Raw genomic sequence first — 13,361 nt, 5'->3', positions numbered from 1 at the left:
GTGGAGGGTTGTTGGCGGCGGCTCGGCGCGGGGGGCGGGGGGTGGATCTGTGTGGGGAGAGCTTGGCGTCGGGGGTCGGGGTGCGGGTCGCGTCTGAGCTTGGAGAACGGTTTTCGTCCGAGTGCGGGGGGCAATTCACGTGCGGGTTCGGGGAACGGGTCGCATCTGGGTCCCACGAGCGCGTCGAGTCCGGGCCCAGCGGACGGATCGCGTCGGGGCTCGGGGGGCGGTGCCCGTACGGGTCCGATGAGTGGGTCGAGTCCGGTTCCGGAGAACGGGTCGCGTCGGGGCTCGGAGGACGGCGCCAGTTCGGGTCCGATGAGTGGTGCGCGTCGGTATTCGGGGAACGGATCACGTCCGGGTCCGACGAGCGGTGCGCGTCGGCGCTCGGGGGACACTGCGCGTCCGGGGCCGACGCGCAGTTCGCGGCTGGGTCCGGGGAGCGGTTCTCGTTCGAGTGCGTGGGATGGATCCCGTCCGGGTCCGGGGGATGGTTCGCGTCGGGGTGTGAGGGTCGGTGCACAGCAGGCCTCCGGCAGGCACACCGCGGCCAGGGCATTGGCCGCGGTCAACGGAAAAAGGGGGACATTCAGGTGCCGGGAGGTGGGGGCGGTGCGCGCACGCCGGGTGGGCCGGCTGCTTCCAGGGATGCGGGGCGGCGTACCGCCGACGGGGGCGTCCACGCGCGCTGGTGCGGGGTGGCAGTTGTGCAGTGCGCGGTTGGGGCGGCAGGGAGCGGCGGTGATGAGCGCTCGCCAGCGGTGTCGCGTTGGTTGCGGGTTGCGGCGCTGGAGACTGCGAGGTCCGCGTCGTCTGCGTGCGGTGGGCTCAGCGGGAACGCGACGCTGGAGACTGCGGGGTTCGCATCCCCTACGTACGGTGCGTTGGACGGGAACGCGACGCTGGAGACTGCGGGGTTCGCGCCCCCTGCGTACGGTGCGTTGGACGGGAACGCAGCGCTGGGAACTGCAGGGTTCGCCTCTTCCGCGTAAGGTGCGGCGGCGAGTACCGCCGGGCCCGCACCCCCTGCGTACGGTGCGCTGAACGGAAGCACGGCGCCCGAGACCGCGCGGTTCGCCACCTCTGCGTGAGGCGCGGCGGCGAATGCCGCCGGGCTCGCATCTCCTGCAAACGGTGCGCCGAGCGGGAGCGCGGTGTTGGCCGTTGGCGGTGTGGCGGGCTTGCCATGCGTCGTCTGGGTGGATGTGGGGCTCGGCGGTGCGGCCGAGTCGGCTTGCGTCGGCGCGGTCTCCGTGGTGTGGGGCCGTGCGCGGTCGTCATCGAACGGCACTGCACGCGCGGCGGTTGGCGCCGATGGGAACGGGTGAGGCGCATGTGTGCTGCCGTGCTCGGGCCGTCCCAGCAGAACTGTGACAACGGCAAGCAGTACCGCTAGCAGCGCTGCCGCGCGCGGGACGGTGTGCGAGGAGCGTGCCACGCCCCGTCCCCCTCTTCGTGTCGGTGGTGCCCGCCGCAATGCTTTCGGGGCCTCAAGGCCCGGCCGGGGAGTGGCGGCTGGGCCTTGAGGCAGTCAGGTGGGTGGGCGGGCGGGCGAATGGGTCGGTGGGTGAATGGTGGGTGGGGCCGCGTTGCATCGAACGGATCGGGCAGGTGAGCCCTCCGCCGAACAGGCCAGCGGGCTGCGGGCAGCGGGCAACGAGCAGCGGCCAGCGGCCAGCGAGCCAACAGGCCAGTGGGTAGGTGTGCGGGGCGGGGTGAACCGGCCGCGGGACCGGACGGGGCAGGCTTGCTTGGATAGTCAGGGTTCGATCAGGCCCGCTCTGATTGCGTAGCGCGTTAGTTCCAGGCGGTTGCGCAAGCCCAGTTTGTGCAGCAGGTTCGCCCGGTGTCTGTGGACCGTCTTGATGCTGATGAAGAGCATTTCCGCGATCTCCTTGGAAGAGTGGCCCTCCGCCACGAGTTTGAGGACCTCCTCCTCCCTCGCCGTCAGCACCTGGTCCGGCGGCTCTTCGCCCTGGCGGACCCGGTCGAGGTAGTTGCGGATCAGTGCGGTGACCGCTCCCGGATAGAGGAAGGGCTCGTCCCGCATCGCCGCCCGGCAGGCGGCCACCAGGTCCCTGTCGGCCACCGACTTCAGTACGTATCCACTCGCGCCCGCCTTCAGCGCCTGGAAGAAGTACTGCTCGTTGTCGTGCATCGTCAGCATCAGCACACGTACGCCGGGCTTCACCGCGGCCAGTTCGCGTGCTGCCTGCAGACCTGTCATCCGGGGCATCGCGATGTCCAGTACCGCCAGGTCGACCTCGCGCGAGCGGGCCAGGGCGATGGCCTCAGCACCGTCCCCCGCCTCGGCGACGACTTGGAGGTCGGGCTCACCGTCCAGGATGAGCCGCACCCCGCGCCGTACCAGCGCATGGTCGTCGGCCAGCAGAATACGGATCGGCTTACTGGTCATCAGCGCTCCCCGAGGAGTCCGAAGCCGCGGAATCGGCCGAAGCCACGGAATCGACCGCCGAAACAGGCACCGTCAGCCGCACCTCCGTACCGGCGTGCGGGCGCGACGTGACGTCCAGCGTCGCCCCGATGAACAACGCCCGTTCACGCATCCCCCTGATCCCCGCCCCCTCGTGGGCGAATCCGGTCCCCCGGCCGTCGTCGGCGACGGACAGCACCACCGCACCGACTGCGCCGACCGCACCGCCTGACCGGGACAGGGTCACCTCGACCTGGCCTGCCTCGGCGTGGCGGGCCGCGTTGGTCAGGGCCTCCTGGGCCACGCGGTACAGAACTAGTTCCGCCTGCTCATCCAGTGGGGGCAGGTCCGAGTCGAAACGGCGTACCACCCGTAGCCCCGCGTGTGTGGCGAACTCGGTGGTCAGAGAGGTCAGGGCGCTGATCAGGCCGAGGTCGTCAAGGACGCCCGGCCGCAGCCTGCGCACCAGGCGTCGCACTTCGTCCAGGCTTCCCCGCGTGATCTCCTGCGCCTGTTGCAGTTCACCGCGCAGAGGTTCGTCCGCCCCGTCCGACGCCCGCTTGAGGGCCAGCAGGACCGCGGTCATGGTCTGACCGACCTCGTCGTGGAGCTCCTGGGCGATACGGCGCCGCTCGGATTCCTGGGCGAGCAGTACGCGGGCGCTGCTGGCGGCCCGTTCCTGCTCCAGCCGTTCCAGCATGGCGTTGAAGGTGCGGATCAGCTCGGCCGTCTCACCCCTGCCCTGCTCCGGCAAGCGGTGTCCGGGGCGCAGCAGGTCGACCGTGGTCATCAGGCGGGTGAGCCGGTCCAGCGGGGCGAGGCCGATCCGCAGCAGGGCCGCGTTGGCGACCAGCATGACGCCCAGGCCGGCCACGAGGATGACCGCCTCGGTCAGCACCACCGGCACGGAGACGGTCACCGGCGCCCACAGCAACAGCGCCGTGGCGCTTCCGAGCACCACCGCGTTGAGCGCGAAGATCCGCCAGAACAGGGTCAACGGGGGTGGCGCCTTTCTCTCGTGCCGGTCAGGCCAAGTCGCCGATCTTGAACGGCCTCCGTCCAGACTGCCTGGTCACCTTCCGTCCGTCGATGGGGCCCAATGCCCATTTCCTCACCTCGGTGTGCCCATGCCCCGCCCACGCCGGGATGGGCTCCCGGGACCGCCTCAGATGGGTATTGCGCCCGATGGGTTTTACCTCGCGTACGGGCGACGGTGAGTCACATACGCGCCGCCGACCCTGGCGGCCACCTTGCCGGAAGAAGGACCCACCATGCCGCACGACGCTCACCGGCGCCTGGAACACGAACGCTCCTCCCGGCTGACCCAGTTGCAGGCCATCGACGGAGCCGGGCCAGAGGTGGAGGAGCAGGTGATGCTGGCGCAGAAGGACACCATCGAGCGGGTGCTCAAGGAGATCGACGCCGCTCTCGCCCGCGTCCGGGACGGCAGCTACGGAACCTGCCCCACCTGTGCCAAGCCCATCCCGGTCGAACGCCTGGAGATCCTGCCGTACACCCAGTTCTGCGTCCCCTGCCAGCGCAGGACCGACTGAGCACCCCCCCTCCACCGCCGCCTGGCCCCCCTCCCACCAACCCCCTCCACCCGCCCGCTCTCCGTATCCCGCCCTGCCCGAGGGGTGAAGTGGTGAACCACCAGATCATCGACGACCGCAGCACGCACTTGTCGCCCGAGGACCTCGCCACCCTGAGCGAGAACCTCCGCGAGCAGTTCCTGTTCCGCCGCGAACAGTTGCAGCAGCTCTCCACCTCCGCGCTGACCCGGGCGGACGCGCTCCTCGACCGGCAGAGCGCGGCACGGACCGAGGTCCGCGTCAAGCTCTCCGCCTCCGCCCGCATGGTGCTCGCCGATGTCGAGGCCGCCCTGGGACGCATGGACCGCGGCGACTACGGCGCCTGCCATCTGTGCCGGCGTCCCATCGACCGCGAGCGCCTGATGATCGTGCCGCAAGCCCGCTACTGCGCCCGTTGCCAGCAGGTCCGAGGGGGAGGGGCCGACCGATGACCATGATGCCCGGCCCCGTCCCCCTGCCTGGCAGGCACCGCTCGTGGCCCTGGTGCCCCCGGTGCTCCGGCATCGCCCTCGACCTCGGCAGTGCCCGGACCCGTGCCTGGACCTCCAACCGACGGATGGTCCTCGACGTCCCCACCATGACCTTCAGCGGCGGCGGTGCCGTCTATCCCATCCGGCGCGGCGCCATCGTCGACACCCCCGGAACCGCCCTGATGCTCGACCGTCTGCTCGGCCACCGGCTGCCCCGCTTCGGGCGCCCCTTGCTCATCCTGACCGCGCCCGTACTGGGAGGGGTCGCCTACCGGGCCGAGGCCCGCGTCGCCGTCGAGGTCCTCCGTCCGCGCACCGTCCTGACCGTCCCCACCGCGCGAGCCGTGGCCACCGCCGTGGATGCCGATCTGGCCCGCCCCCTGCTCGTCGTGGACGTCGGCGCCCACCTGACGGAGGTCGCCCTGCTCTCCGGCGGCGATGTGATCGACGCCCGGCACGCTGCCCTGGGGACCAGCGACGAGGACGGCCAGATCACCGACTGCGTCGTCGCGACGGTGGCCACGATGGTGGCCGCGATGCTCGAACAGGACCGCACCTCCCGGACCCGGGAGGCCCTCCGGCGTGGCGCGCTGCTGGCCGGCGGCGGCGCGCTGCTTCCCGACATCGGTTACGGCCTCGCCGGCGAGCTGCACGCTCCCGTCCAGCCCGTACCCGCCCCGCACACCGCGGCCGTCCGCGGGGCCGCGAAACTCCTCCGGGCCGCGCACGCCCACCCCTCCAGAACCCACCCCGACTAGGCCCGGCGGATGGGCGGCAGCTCGTACGTCCCGTCGAAGATCGCGGCGCGGGGCGTGTACATGCGCAGGACCGGGCGGAAGCGGCCCTCCGGTGTGGGCAGCCAGTTCGCCGCCGTCTTGTCGTCGGCGGGACGCTGTGGCTGGAGGAGGAGGGTGAGGGAGCCGTCGTCGTCGTAGTTCAGGCCCGGGGTGCGGTCGCCGATGGAGTGGCGTTCGGCGGGGTCGGCGACCAGGTGCCGGTCCGGGTCCGGCTTCGGGCCCGGGTCCGGCAGGCCGTACATCGTCACCGACCAGAACGCGTCCACCGGCGGCGGCTTCTCGAAGCGCAGGGTGTACGACTGCGCGCCCTCCAGCGGCCGGCCGTCGCCGTCGTCCCACGCCTGCGCGTACGCCGCTTCGTAGCCGTGCTTGCCCCAGAGCGCGGTGTGCGCCGATGTGGCCCGCAGCATGCGGCCCATCTCCCGGTCGGCGCAGACCCATTGGGGGTCCTTGAGCGTGCCGACCTCGAAATGGTCGGCGTTGTAGTCGAAGGAGTGGTAGGTGAGCCGCCAGCCGTTCTGCTGCGTACCGGCCCCGGGGGCGGGCGCCTGCTCGACCTGCTCCTTGCCCGCCGCGAACCCGGCGCGCAGCGCTTCGGCGAGTTCCGGCTCGGGCGGCGCGTAGGGGCTCTGCGCGTCCAACAGGCCCAGTGGCGCGAACCGTTGCTGATAGGCGAGGTCGGGTTGCGCGGGCGGGAAGGCGGCCATGCGGGCCCGCAGTTTCTCGTAGAAGAGGATCTCCGGTTCACCGTCGGGGACGTACGTGTGGGTCGGCAGCCCGTGGAGCTCGCCGGACGCCGTCCAGTAAGGCTCCAGGAGTGTGTCCTCCTGGAGCGCCCGCACCGCCGCCACGTCATCCGGTCCCGTACACGCCCATCGCCCGACGATCGTCGCCACCTCTGTCGGCACGGCGATCCGGGTGGCGCCCAGCGGGACCTCCTCGTCCCAGCCGGGGGGTGTGAGCAGGTAGCTGGCCTCGCCGGTGCCGGTGGCGCGGCGGCCCACGTAGGCGAAGTTGTTGGTCCATGCGTCCACGAACTGCAGGACGTAGTAGCGGCCCTCGGTGTCCGGGACGGTCAGGAGCAGGGCGCCGCCGGAGAGGTCGAGCTGCGCCAGGGAGCAGACGGTGCCGTCGTCGGCGTCGGCACCCGCCGACTGGTCCTGGGGGTCTGCGGGCTTGCCGCCGTGGCTGAACTCGTTGAACGGCGCGGGGGGAACCGAGCCGATGCCCTTGCGGGAGGCGCGGTCGACTTCGTCGAGGTTGAGCACCATCGGGTAGCCGTAGATGTACGCCTCGGCCGCCAGCGCCTGGAGATCGGTCGTGCCGTCGGTCATGCCCGCCGCCTTCTCGTGATCAAGCTCGTCGTCGTTCGCGATCAAGGTTCTACGGACATCGTCGGGGCGCCGTGTCCCTCTTGCCACTCATGCGCCGCACGCGGCGTGGCGTGCTCCCTCATCCCTCCGGCGTGCCCGGGGACGCCTGGTCACCGAAGCGCCGCTCGAACTTGGCGACCTGGCCCTCGGAGTCCACGACGCGGGCGCGGCCCGTGTAGAAGGGGTGGCTCTCGGAGGAGATCTCCACCTCCACCAGCGGGTACGTCTCGCCGTCGTCCCACTCGATGGTCCGGTCGCTCTCGGCGGTGGAGCGGGTGAGGAAGGCGTAGCCCGCGGAGCGGTCCCGGAAGACGACGGGGCGGTAGTTGGCGGCCTCGTCCTTGCGCTTGTCCTGGGTCATGCCTTCCAGGTTCCCCGCGTACGTGCGCTGCGGCGAGCCTGAGGGCGCCACGTGGGCTACCGCCGGTCCGGCCAGGCGCCCTCCCCTCCTGCGGCTTCGGCGCACGGCAGCTCGGGGCCGCGCCGGACAAGCCGTTCCGGCCCACCCAACCGACTGCCCCACAACACGATCGCAATGCAAGTCGCGATTCAGGTCGCTGTTCAGGTCGCGATTTAAGCCCGTGCTCGTTTCTTTGCGGCGGGCTTCTTCGCCGTTGTCTTCTTCGCCGTTGTCTTCGTCGTCGTCTTCTTCGATGTCGACTTCTTGCCCCCCACCTCCTTCGGCGTCGTCTTCGCCGCAGCTCGTTTCCGGCCGCCGCCCCGCTCCAGCGGCGTCACCTCCGCCACCGCTCCGTCCCCCTGTCCCCGCGCCGTCTTCGCCGCGCGCACGCTCTTCTCGAGCGCCGCCACCAGATCGATCACCTTGCCTCCGTCGGAGTCCCTCTCCGCAGCCGGCTCCGCCGGGAGCGTGCCCTCGGCCTTGGCCGTGATGAGTTCCTCCACCGCCTCGCGATAGTCGTCGTGGAGGGTGGAGATGTCGACCTCTCCCAACGTGTCCATCAGCGCGTCCGCCAGGTCGAGCTCCGCGTCCCGGACCTTGACCTGGCCCTCGGGGGCCACACCCTCCGGAGCCCGGATCTCGTCCGGCCACAGCAGCGCGTGCATCGCGATCACGTCGTCCACCACCCGCAGCATCCCCAGCCGCTCCCGCCCCCGCAGCGCGTACCTCGCGATCGCCACTTTCTCGCTCCGCTTCAGCGCCTCCCGCAGCAGCGTGTACGGCTTGGTGGCGGGCACCCCGTTGGCCGACAAGTAGTAGGCCGTGTCCATCTGCATCGGATCGACCCCGTCGGCCGGCACGAAGGCGACGATCTCGATCGTCTTGGCCGTCGGAAGCGGCAGGGCCGCAAGGTCCTCGTCCGTGATCGGGATGATCGAGCCGTCCGCGTCCTCGTATCCCTTGCCGATCTCGGCGGACGTCACCTCCCGCTCCTCCAGCTCGCACACCTTGCGGTAGCGGACTCGGCCGCCGTCCTCCGTGTGGATCTGCCGGAAGGACACCGAGTGGTTCTCGGTGGCGCTCATGAGCTTGATCGGGATGCTGACCAAACCGAAGGAGATCGCACCGTTCCATATGGATCGCACGTCAGGCACCTCTCAGCAGCCGGGTGACGAGAGAAGACAAGTAACGCTGTAACGCTGATCCCCGTTCCCTGCTTTGTCGTTTTTACCCCGATTTGTGGGACTCTCATCGTATGACGCCGATCACCGAGGTGGAGGGGCGGCGACTGGCCCTCAGCAATCTCGACAAGGTCCTCTACTCCGCATCCGGCTTCACCAAGGGCGAGATGCTGCACTACTACGCCAGCACGGCCGACGCCCTCCTCCCCCATCTCCGCAACCGGCCCCTCTCCTTCCTCCGCTTCCCGGACGGGCCCGACGGTCAGCTCTTCTTCGCCAAGAACGTGCCGCCGGGCACCCCCGATTGGGTGCACACCGCCGACGTACCGCGCTCGGACGGCAACACCCGCCAGATCGTCGTGAACGACCTGGCGAGCCTGATGTGGGCGGGCAATCTCGTGACCGAGTTCCACACCCCGCAGTGGCAGGCGGACGCCCCCGCCATGGCCGACCGGCTCGTGCTCGACCTGGACCCCGGCGCGCCCGCCACCGTCGTCGAGTGCTGCCGGGCGGGCATCTGGCTGCGCGAGCGCCTCAGGGCGGACGGCCTGGACGCGTACGCGAAGACCTCGGGCTCCAAGGGCCTGCATCTGCTCTGCCCCTTGGAGCCGACACCCTCCGAGCAGGTCAGCGCCTACGCGAAGGCGCTCGCGCAGGAAGCCGAGGCCGAGCTGCCCGACCTGGTCGTCCACCGGATGACCCGCAGCCTGCGCCCCCGCAAGGTCTTCGTCGACTTCAGCCAGAACGCCGCGGCGAAGACCACCGCCACCCCCTACACCTTGCGCGCCCGCCAGGAACCGACGGTCTCCGCCCCCGTGACCTGGGAGGAGGTCGAGGAGTGCGTCAGCCCGGCGGACCTCGTCTTCCTGGCCGCCGACATCGGCCCCCGGCTCCAGCGGTACGGGGATCTGCTGGGCCCGCTCACCGACCCGGACCAGGGCCGGCCCCTCCCGCACAAACTCCCTCGGTCGGGGCAGTGAGACCGTGCGGCATCGCCGTGATCGTGGCGGCCCGCTCGTATCGGCTTCGGACGCGCCCCGAGTGAGCGGCATCACAGTTAATCAAGTTTGACTAATCAGGGAAGCGAGCATACCTTTCTCTGCGTAGTCAAACTTGACTAACGTGACGACATGGCGAGGAGCCCACATGACCGTTCTGCCCGAGACCGGATACGTCCCGACCGACGAGGACCGCGCGAGCCTGGCCGCCTGGTTCGCCGAGTACGACGCACACAGCGCCAAGCGCGACGTGGAGCGCATGGCCGACCTGGCCGTCTTCCCGCTCAACCTGGTCAGCGACGACTCCGCGGGCGACGGGCGCTCCGCGCAATGGGACCGGGAACAGTTCGTCGCGACCATGACGCACGTGATGGGCGAAGGGAGCGACGACATCACCTTCGAGTCCACGCGTACGCCCGTCTTCCTCTCCCCCGCCATGGCCGTGGTCTTCACCGACTCGGTGATGACGGCGAACGGCGAGACGCAGGAGCTGCGGTACGCCGACATCCTGCTGAAGCGGGGCGGGGCCTGGGCGTTCCAGACCATGATCCAGGGCGGTTGGGGGGACAACCTGTGACGAGCTGAAGGACGAGACGAGGGACGAGCTGCGGGGCGTGCTGCGGGGCGAGCCCACCGGGCTCAGGAGCTAGACCCGCAGCCAGGTGTGCCGGTCGCGGGCCATCGCGTGCAGCGCCTCCACATCGGCCGGTTTCAGTACGCCGCCGACGCCCGCGAGGGCCGACACCTCCCCGTCGCGCACGATTCGCACCCCGCGCGGCGGGGCCGTGACGTCGAGGTCCGTCGCCCCGCAGAGGGCAAGGACCGGGCGGATCTCGGCGGTCATCGCGAAGGACGCCCGGTCGGCGTCGGCGCGGATCTCCCTCAGGAGTGGACGCGGGTCCGCGCGGCCGACCGTGACCATCGGGTCGGCGACGCGGACCCGCTGCTTGCGGGCGGGCAACGTGTGGACGCTGAACAGACCGCCGGGGCCGATCAGCAGGTGGTGGATGCGGGGGCCGCCCGGCAGCGGCACCGAGTGCAGGGTGTGCCAGCCCGCGCCTTCGAGGCCGTCGAGCACCTCGCCGATGGCCTGCTCGGCGGTGAGCGCACGCTGCCGCGGGTCGGCGCGCAGCCTGCGGGCGGGGGCCGGGTCGCGGTCCAGGTCGATCAGGAGGGCCTCGCCAGGGCGGTTCGGGGCGAGGTCGTCGTCCGGGTGGAGGGCGAGGCGGGCCAGCTCGGCGGGGGTGGGAACGGGCGGCGGGCCGACCGAGAAGCCGCCGGAGATGAAGGGGGCGAGGGCGCGCAGGACGGCTTCCCTGTGTTCCTCGCCCAGCAGGTTCACGCGGGACGACTCCCTCTCGTACCACGCCACGTTTCTGCCGTCCGCGAGGCAGACGTACAGCCGCTCCTGTCCATGGCGCCAGGCCGGTATGACGCGCAGTCCGCTCATGCACCATCACCCCACGGACCATGGGAGCAGCAAGGACATGCCTTGGGCAAGAACCTGGGCGACGCGGAGAGAAGTTGAGCCACTCGTGACGGCGCCGCCTCCGCGATGACGGCCCGCTGTTGCTGACCCCTTACCCCTGAGCCCGCAGCTCTCAGGAGCCCGCGCCGATGCGGCACGTGGGGAAGGCGAGAAGGGTGAGAATGGGGGGCACGATGGAGGTGCCGCGAGCGGGCGGAAGTACGGCGACGTTCCGGGAGTACGGCGACGTCCAAGGTGCGCGAGATGGAACGGGTGGACAAAACAAACATTCCCACCCATAAGGTGTATGGGGCGACCGAGCGGCCCGAGCTGCGCCCGCTGACCTGTGGCGGGCCGGTCAGGGACGGTCACCGCACCGACGACATCATCCCCTACGCCGACCTCGCGCCGTAGCCGGACCCGGGCAACGGGACCCGGGCCCCGCGGCGCCGCAACCGAACCCCGCGCCGCAGCCGAGCAGCCCCCGGGCCGCTCCACCGGCAGGCAGGAGTGCAGTGCACCGGAGCCGTCTCGCGCTCGCCGCAGGACTCGTGCTGCCCGCCGCCCTGCTGGCGGGCGGCTGTGGCGACCCCGGCGACCTGCGCGGCGCGGGCTCCACGCCCACCGCCGAGGCCCCCACCCGCCTGTGGCCGAAGCTGCCGCCCCCGTCGGCGCCCGCCGAGGACTACGGCACGATCGAGAGCCTGCCGGTCAAGGGCGTGGACGTACCGGGCGGGGACCTGCGCAAGGTGAATCCGGTGACCGTCGCCAAGGCCGACTTCGACGAGAATCCGGGGATGTACAGCCGTTCGGACGCGGTCTACAGACAGACGGCCGAGAACCTCGCCGCGTGCGACACCACCGTCACCGACGACAGCAGGGACAGCAGCGAAGCCGAGTGCCCCGTCCTGAAGGCCTACTACCGCGACCTCACCGGTGACGGCAAGGACGACCTCATTGTCGGCATCCGGCTGGCCCGCGGGCACGCCGAGAATCTCGACATACGCGCCTACGCCGTGGAGAAGCGGCAGTTGACGCAGATCATGGAGATGGGGGACGCGGTGCTCGGTGTCGAGCTGGCCGGTCATGAGGTGATCGTCCGCGCCGTCTCGGGCATGCCGGGGTACGAGTACCGCACCGTCTGGTCCTGGGACTCCCACCAGAAGACCATGCTGCCGACGACCGACGAGATCGTGCGCTCCCCGAACGCGCCGAAGGGCAAGACGTCGCGCAAGCCCGAGCCCGCGGCGAGCGCCCGTCCCGTGCCCTCTCCCGGCGACTCCCCCAGCACGTCCGCCGGCACGTCTGCGAGCGCCTCCCCGAGCGGAAGCCGATGAGCCACCGGCTGCCGCGTGGACCGCGGCTCCCCGCCTGGACGGCGACCCTGACCTGGAAGGCCGGGGTCTTCATCACCGTCATGTGCTGCGCGCTCGCCGCCCTGCTCGGCGCGCTCGTGCATGTCTCGGTGACCAACCAGACCGTGGGCCAGGCCCGCGAGCACGCCCTCACCCGGCTCGACGACGCCACCAAGGCGTTCGAGGCGGGCGACGATCTCGGTCCCGGCGCGGGGATCGATCCCGAGGGCCTGCCCGCGCGGCTGCGGGATCTCGCGGTGAGCGGCGAGCGCGGGACGATGGTCGCCGCGCAGGACTCCCGGCCGACGATGTGGGCGGCGGGTCCCGCCACGGACCGGCGCGCCATCGCCGTCCGGGTCGACTACGCCCAGGGCGCCCGCACCATCGACGGACTCGACCGGGCGATCCTCGGCTCCTCGGTCCTCGCGATCGGGGCGACGCTCCTGGTCGGAGCGTTCGCCGTGACACGCGTGACGCGGCGCCTGCACCAGACGGCGACGGTGGCCCGCCGGATCAGCGCGGGCGACCTCGACGCGCGCGTGAACGATCCGCGCACCCGCGAACCCTCGCGCCGCCAGGACGAGGTGGCGGACGTCTCCGGCGCGCTCGACACGATGGCGTCCTCGATGCAGGGCAAGCTCCAGAGCGAGCAGCGGTTCACCGCGGACGTGGCGCATGAGCTGCGTACGCCGCTGACCGGACTGCACGCGGCGGCCGAGCTGCTGCCTCCGAGCCGCCCCACGGAGCTGGTGCGCGACCGGGTCGCCGCGCTGCGCACCCTCACCGAGGACCTCCTGGAGATCTCCCGCCTCGACGCGAAGAGCGAGCGCGTCGACCTGGACGACCACCACCTCGCCCCACTGGCCGAGCGCGCCGTGCGGGCTTCGGGGGTCGATGCCGAGCTGGTCGTCGTACGCGACGTCTGTGTGGTGACCGACCGGCGGCGCCTGGAGCGGGTGCTCGGAAATCTCATCGCCAACGCGGACAAGCACGGGCGCGGGCCCATCGTGCTGACCGTCGACGGGCCCGTGGTCTCGGTGCGCGACCACGGCGACGGATACCCGGATTACCTGGTGGCGCACGGCCCGCAGCGGTTTCGTACGGAGGGCACGACCAGGGGCCACGGGCTCGGCCTGACGATCGCGTTGGGCCAGACGGCGGTGCTCGGCGCACGCCTCACGTTCGCGAACGCGGCGGACGGCGGGGCGGTGGCGACGCTGACGCTGCCGTACGAGGAGACGGCGGGGAGCGGTTCCAGGGGCGCCGACGGGGCGGCTTGAGCGGCCATGTGAC

General features: G+C 71.2%; 14 protein-coding genes. 8 read left to right on the top strand and 6 right to left on the bottom strand.

Features of this window, described 5'->3' with window-relative positions:
- Positions 1 to 1,759 precede the first annotated feature (1,759 nt).
- Positions 1,760 to 2,416 carry a response regulator transcription factor gene (locus AB0I94_RS05985; protein WP_363308185.1) on the bottom strand — a complete coding sequence of 219 codons (657 nt, stop codon included), beginning with the start codon at positions 2,414 to 2,416 and terminating at the stop codon, positions 1,760 to 1,762.
- On the bottom strand, positions 2,406 to 3,431 hold the full coding sequence (locus tag AB0I94_RS05980; RefSeq protein ID WP_363308184.1) for a HAMP domain-containing sensor histidine kinase: 1,026 nt from the start codon (positions 3,429 to 3,431) through the stop codon (positions 2,406 to 2,408). The genes AB0I94_RS05985 and AB0I94_RS05980 overlap by 11 nt, the downstream gene beginning before the upstream one ends.
- Positions 3,432 to 3,705: 274 nt before the next feature.
- Here AB0I94_RS05980 and AB0I94_RS05975 point away from each other — a divergent pair, with 274 nt between their 5' ends.
- The 3 genes from AB0I94_RS05975 to AB0I94_RS05965 all read left to right on the top strand — a co-directional run bounded on the left by AB0I94_RS05975 (position 3,706) and on the right by AB0I94_RS05965 (position 5,254).
- Positions 3,706 to 3,987 carry a TraR/DksA C4-type zinc finger protein gene (locus AB0I94_RS05975; RefSeq protein WP_363308183.1) on the top strand — a complete coding sequence of 94 codons (282 nt, stop codon included), beginning with the start codon at positions 3,706 to 3,708 and terminating at the stop codon, positions 3,985 to 3,987.
- 89 nt (positions 3,988 to 4,076) lie between these two features.
- Positions 4,077 to 4,457, top strand: a complete 381-nt coding sequence (locus AB0I94_RS05970) for a TraR/DksA C4-type zinc finger protein (RefSeq protein WP_363308182.1) — start codon at positions 4,077 to 4,079, stop codon at positions 4,455 to 4,457.
- A complete protein-coding gene (locus AB0I94_RS05965) occupies positions 4,454 to 5,254 on the top strand; it encodes a rod shape-determining protein (protein WP_363308181.1) in 801 nt (266 codons plus the stop codon). Before AB0I94_RS05970 ends, AB0I94_RS05965 begins: the two co-directional genes overlap by 4 nt.
- On the opposite strand, the gene AB0I94_RS05960 is transcribed toward AB0I94_RS05965, so the two are convergent.
- From AB0I94_RS05960 to AB0I94_RS05950, 3 genes are all read right to left on the bottom strand, one after another.
- The gene (locus AB0I94_RS05960) at positions 5,251 to 6,672 is read right to left on the bottom strand and encodes a DUF1254 domain-containing protein (RefSeq protein WP_363308180.1); all 1,422 of its coding nucleotides are present in this window, start codon (positions 6,670 to 6,672) and stop codon (positions 5,251 to 5,253) included. The two genes, AB0I94_RS05965 and AB0I94_RS05960, sit on opposite strands and share 4 nt — an antisense overlap.
- A 73-nt stretch (positions 6,673 to 6,745) precedes the next feature.
- The gene (locus AB0I94_RS05955) at positions 6,746 to 7,027 is read right to left on the bottom strand and encodes a type B 50S ribosomal protein L31 (protein ID WP_363308179.1); all 282 of its coding nucleotides are present in this window, start codon (positions 7,025 to 7,027) and stop codon (positions 6,746 to 6,748) included.
- 212 nt (positions 7,028 to 7,239) lie between these two features.
- Complete coding sequence (locus AB0I94_RS05950) at positions 7,240 to 8,211, bottom strand: Ku protein (RefSeq protein ID WP_363308178.1); 972 nt, start codon at positions 8,209 to 8,211, stop codon at positions 7,240 to 7,242.
- Positions 8,212 to 8,321: 110 nt separating this feature from the next.
- On the opposite strand from AB0I94_RS05950, the gene ligD reads away from it, so the two are divergent.
- A complete protein-coding gene (gene ligD / locus AB0I94_RS05945) occupies positions 8,322 to 9,227 on the top strand; it encodes a non-homologous end-joining DNA ligase (protein WP_363308177.1) in 906 nt (301 codons plus the stop codon).
- 166 nt (positions 9,228 to 9,393) lie between these two features.
- Positions 9,394 to 9,822 (top strand): DUF4440 domain-containing protein, encoded by a 429-nt coding sequence (locus tag AB0I94_RS05940; RefSeq protein ID WP_363308176.1) that lies wholly within the window; start codon positions 9,394 to 9,396, stop codon positions 9,820 to 9,822.
- A gap of 69 nt (positions 9,823 to 9,891) precedes the next feature.
- Here the strand turns inward: AB0I94_RS05940 and AB0I94_RS05935 are convergent, their stop codons facing one another.
- A complete protein-coding gene (locus AB0I94_RS05935; protein ID WP_363308175.1) occupies positions 9,892 to 10,695 on the bottom strand; it encodes a nuclease-related domain-containing protein in 804 nt (267 codons plus the stop codon).
- Positions 10,696 to 10,977: 282 nt separating this feature from the next.
- Between AB0I94_RS05935 and AB0I94_RS05930 the strand changes: the two genes are divergently transcribed.
- The 3 genes from AB0I94_RS05930 (at position 10,978) to AB0I94_RS05920 (ending at position 13,348) form a co-directional block, all read left to right on the top strand.
- Positions 10,978 to 11,127, top strand: a complete 150-nt coding sequence (locus AB0I94_RS05930; protein WP_363308174.1) for a hypothetical protein — start codon at positions 10,978 to 10,980, stop codon at positions 11,125 to 11,127.
- A 101-nt stretch (positions 11,128 to 11,228) separates the two neighbouring features.
- Positions 11,229 to 12,050: a hypothetical protein gene (locus AB0I94_RS05925; RefSeq protein ID WP_363308173.1), complete on the top strand. Its 822-nt coding sequence runs from the start codon at positions 11,229 to 11,231 to the stop codon at positions 12,048 to 12,050.
- Complete coding sequence (locus tag AB0I94_RS05920) at positions 12,047 to 13,348, top strand: HAMP domain-containing sensor histidine kinase (protein WP_363308172.1); 1,302 nt, start codon at positions 12,047 to 12,049, stop codon at positions 13,346 to 13,348. The genes AB0I94_RS05925 and AB0I94_RS05920 overlap by 4 nt, the downstream gene beginning before the upstream one ends.
- Positions 13,349 to 13,361: the final 13 nt, after the last annotated feature.

This window comes from Streptomyces sp. NPDC050147, from assembly GCF_040660195.1.
GTDB lineage: Bacteria > Actinomycetota > Actinomycetes > Streptomycetales > Streptomycetaceae > Streptomyces.
This window is presented reverse-complemented; position numbering and strand designations above follow the sequence as displayed.

What these genes read in the sequence shown, in the direction of transcription:
- AB0I94_RS05985 (WP_363308185.1), bottom strand. Translation starts at nt 2,416, where the DNA reads ATGACCAGTAAGCCGATCCGTATTCTGCTGGCCGACGACCATGCGCTG.
- AB0I94_RS05975 (WP_363308183.1), top strand. Translation starts at nt 3,706, where the DNA reads ATGCCGCACGACGCTCACCGGCGCCTGGAACACGAACGCTCCTCCCGG.
- AB0I94_RS05965 (WP_363308181.1), top strand. Translation starts at nt 4,454, where the DNA reads ATGACCATGATGCCCGGCCCCGTCCCCCTGCCTGGCAGGCACCGCTCG.
- AB0I94_RS05955 (WP_363308179.1), bottom strand. Translation starts at nt 7,027, where the DNA reads ATGACCCAGGACAAGCGCAAGGACGAGGCCGCCAACTACCGCCCCGTC.
- ligD (WP_363308177.1), top strand. Translation starts at nt 8,322, where the DNA reads ATGACGCCGATCACCGAGGTGGAGGGGCGGCGACTGGCCCTCAGCAAT.
- AB0I94_RS05940 (WP_363308176.1), top strand. Translation starts at nt 9,394, where the DNA reads ATGACCGTTCTGCCCGAGACCGGATACGTCCCGACCGACGAGGACCGC.
- AB0I94_RS05935 (WP_363308175.1), bottom strand. Translation starts at nt 10,695, where the DNA reads ATGAGCGGACTGCGCGTCATACCGGCCTGGCGCCATGGACAGGAGCGG.
- AB0I94_RS05930 (WP_363308174.1), top strand. Translation starts at nt 10,978, where the DNA reads ATGGAACGGGTGGACAAAACAAACATTCCCACCCATAAGGTGTATGGG.
- AB0I94_RS05920 (WP_363308172.1), top strand. Translation starts at nt 12,047, where the DNA reads ATGAGCCACCGGCTGCCGCGTGGACCGCGGCTCCCCGCCTGGACGGCG.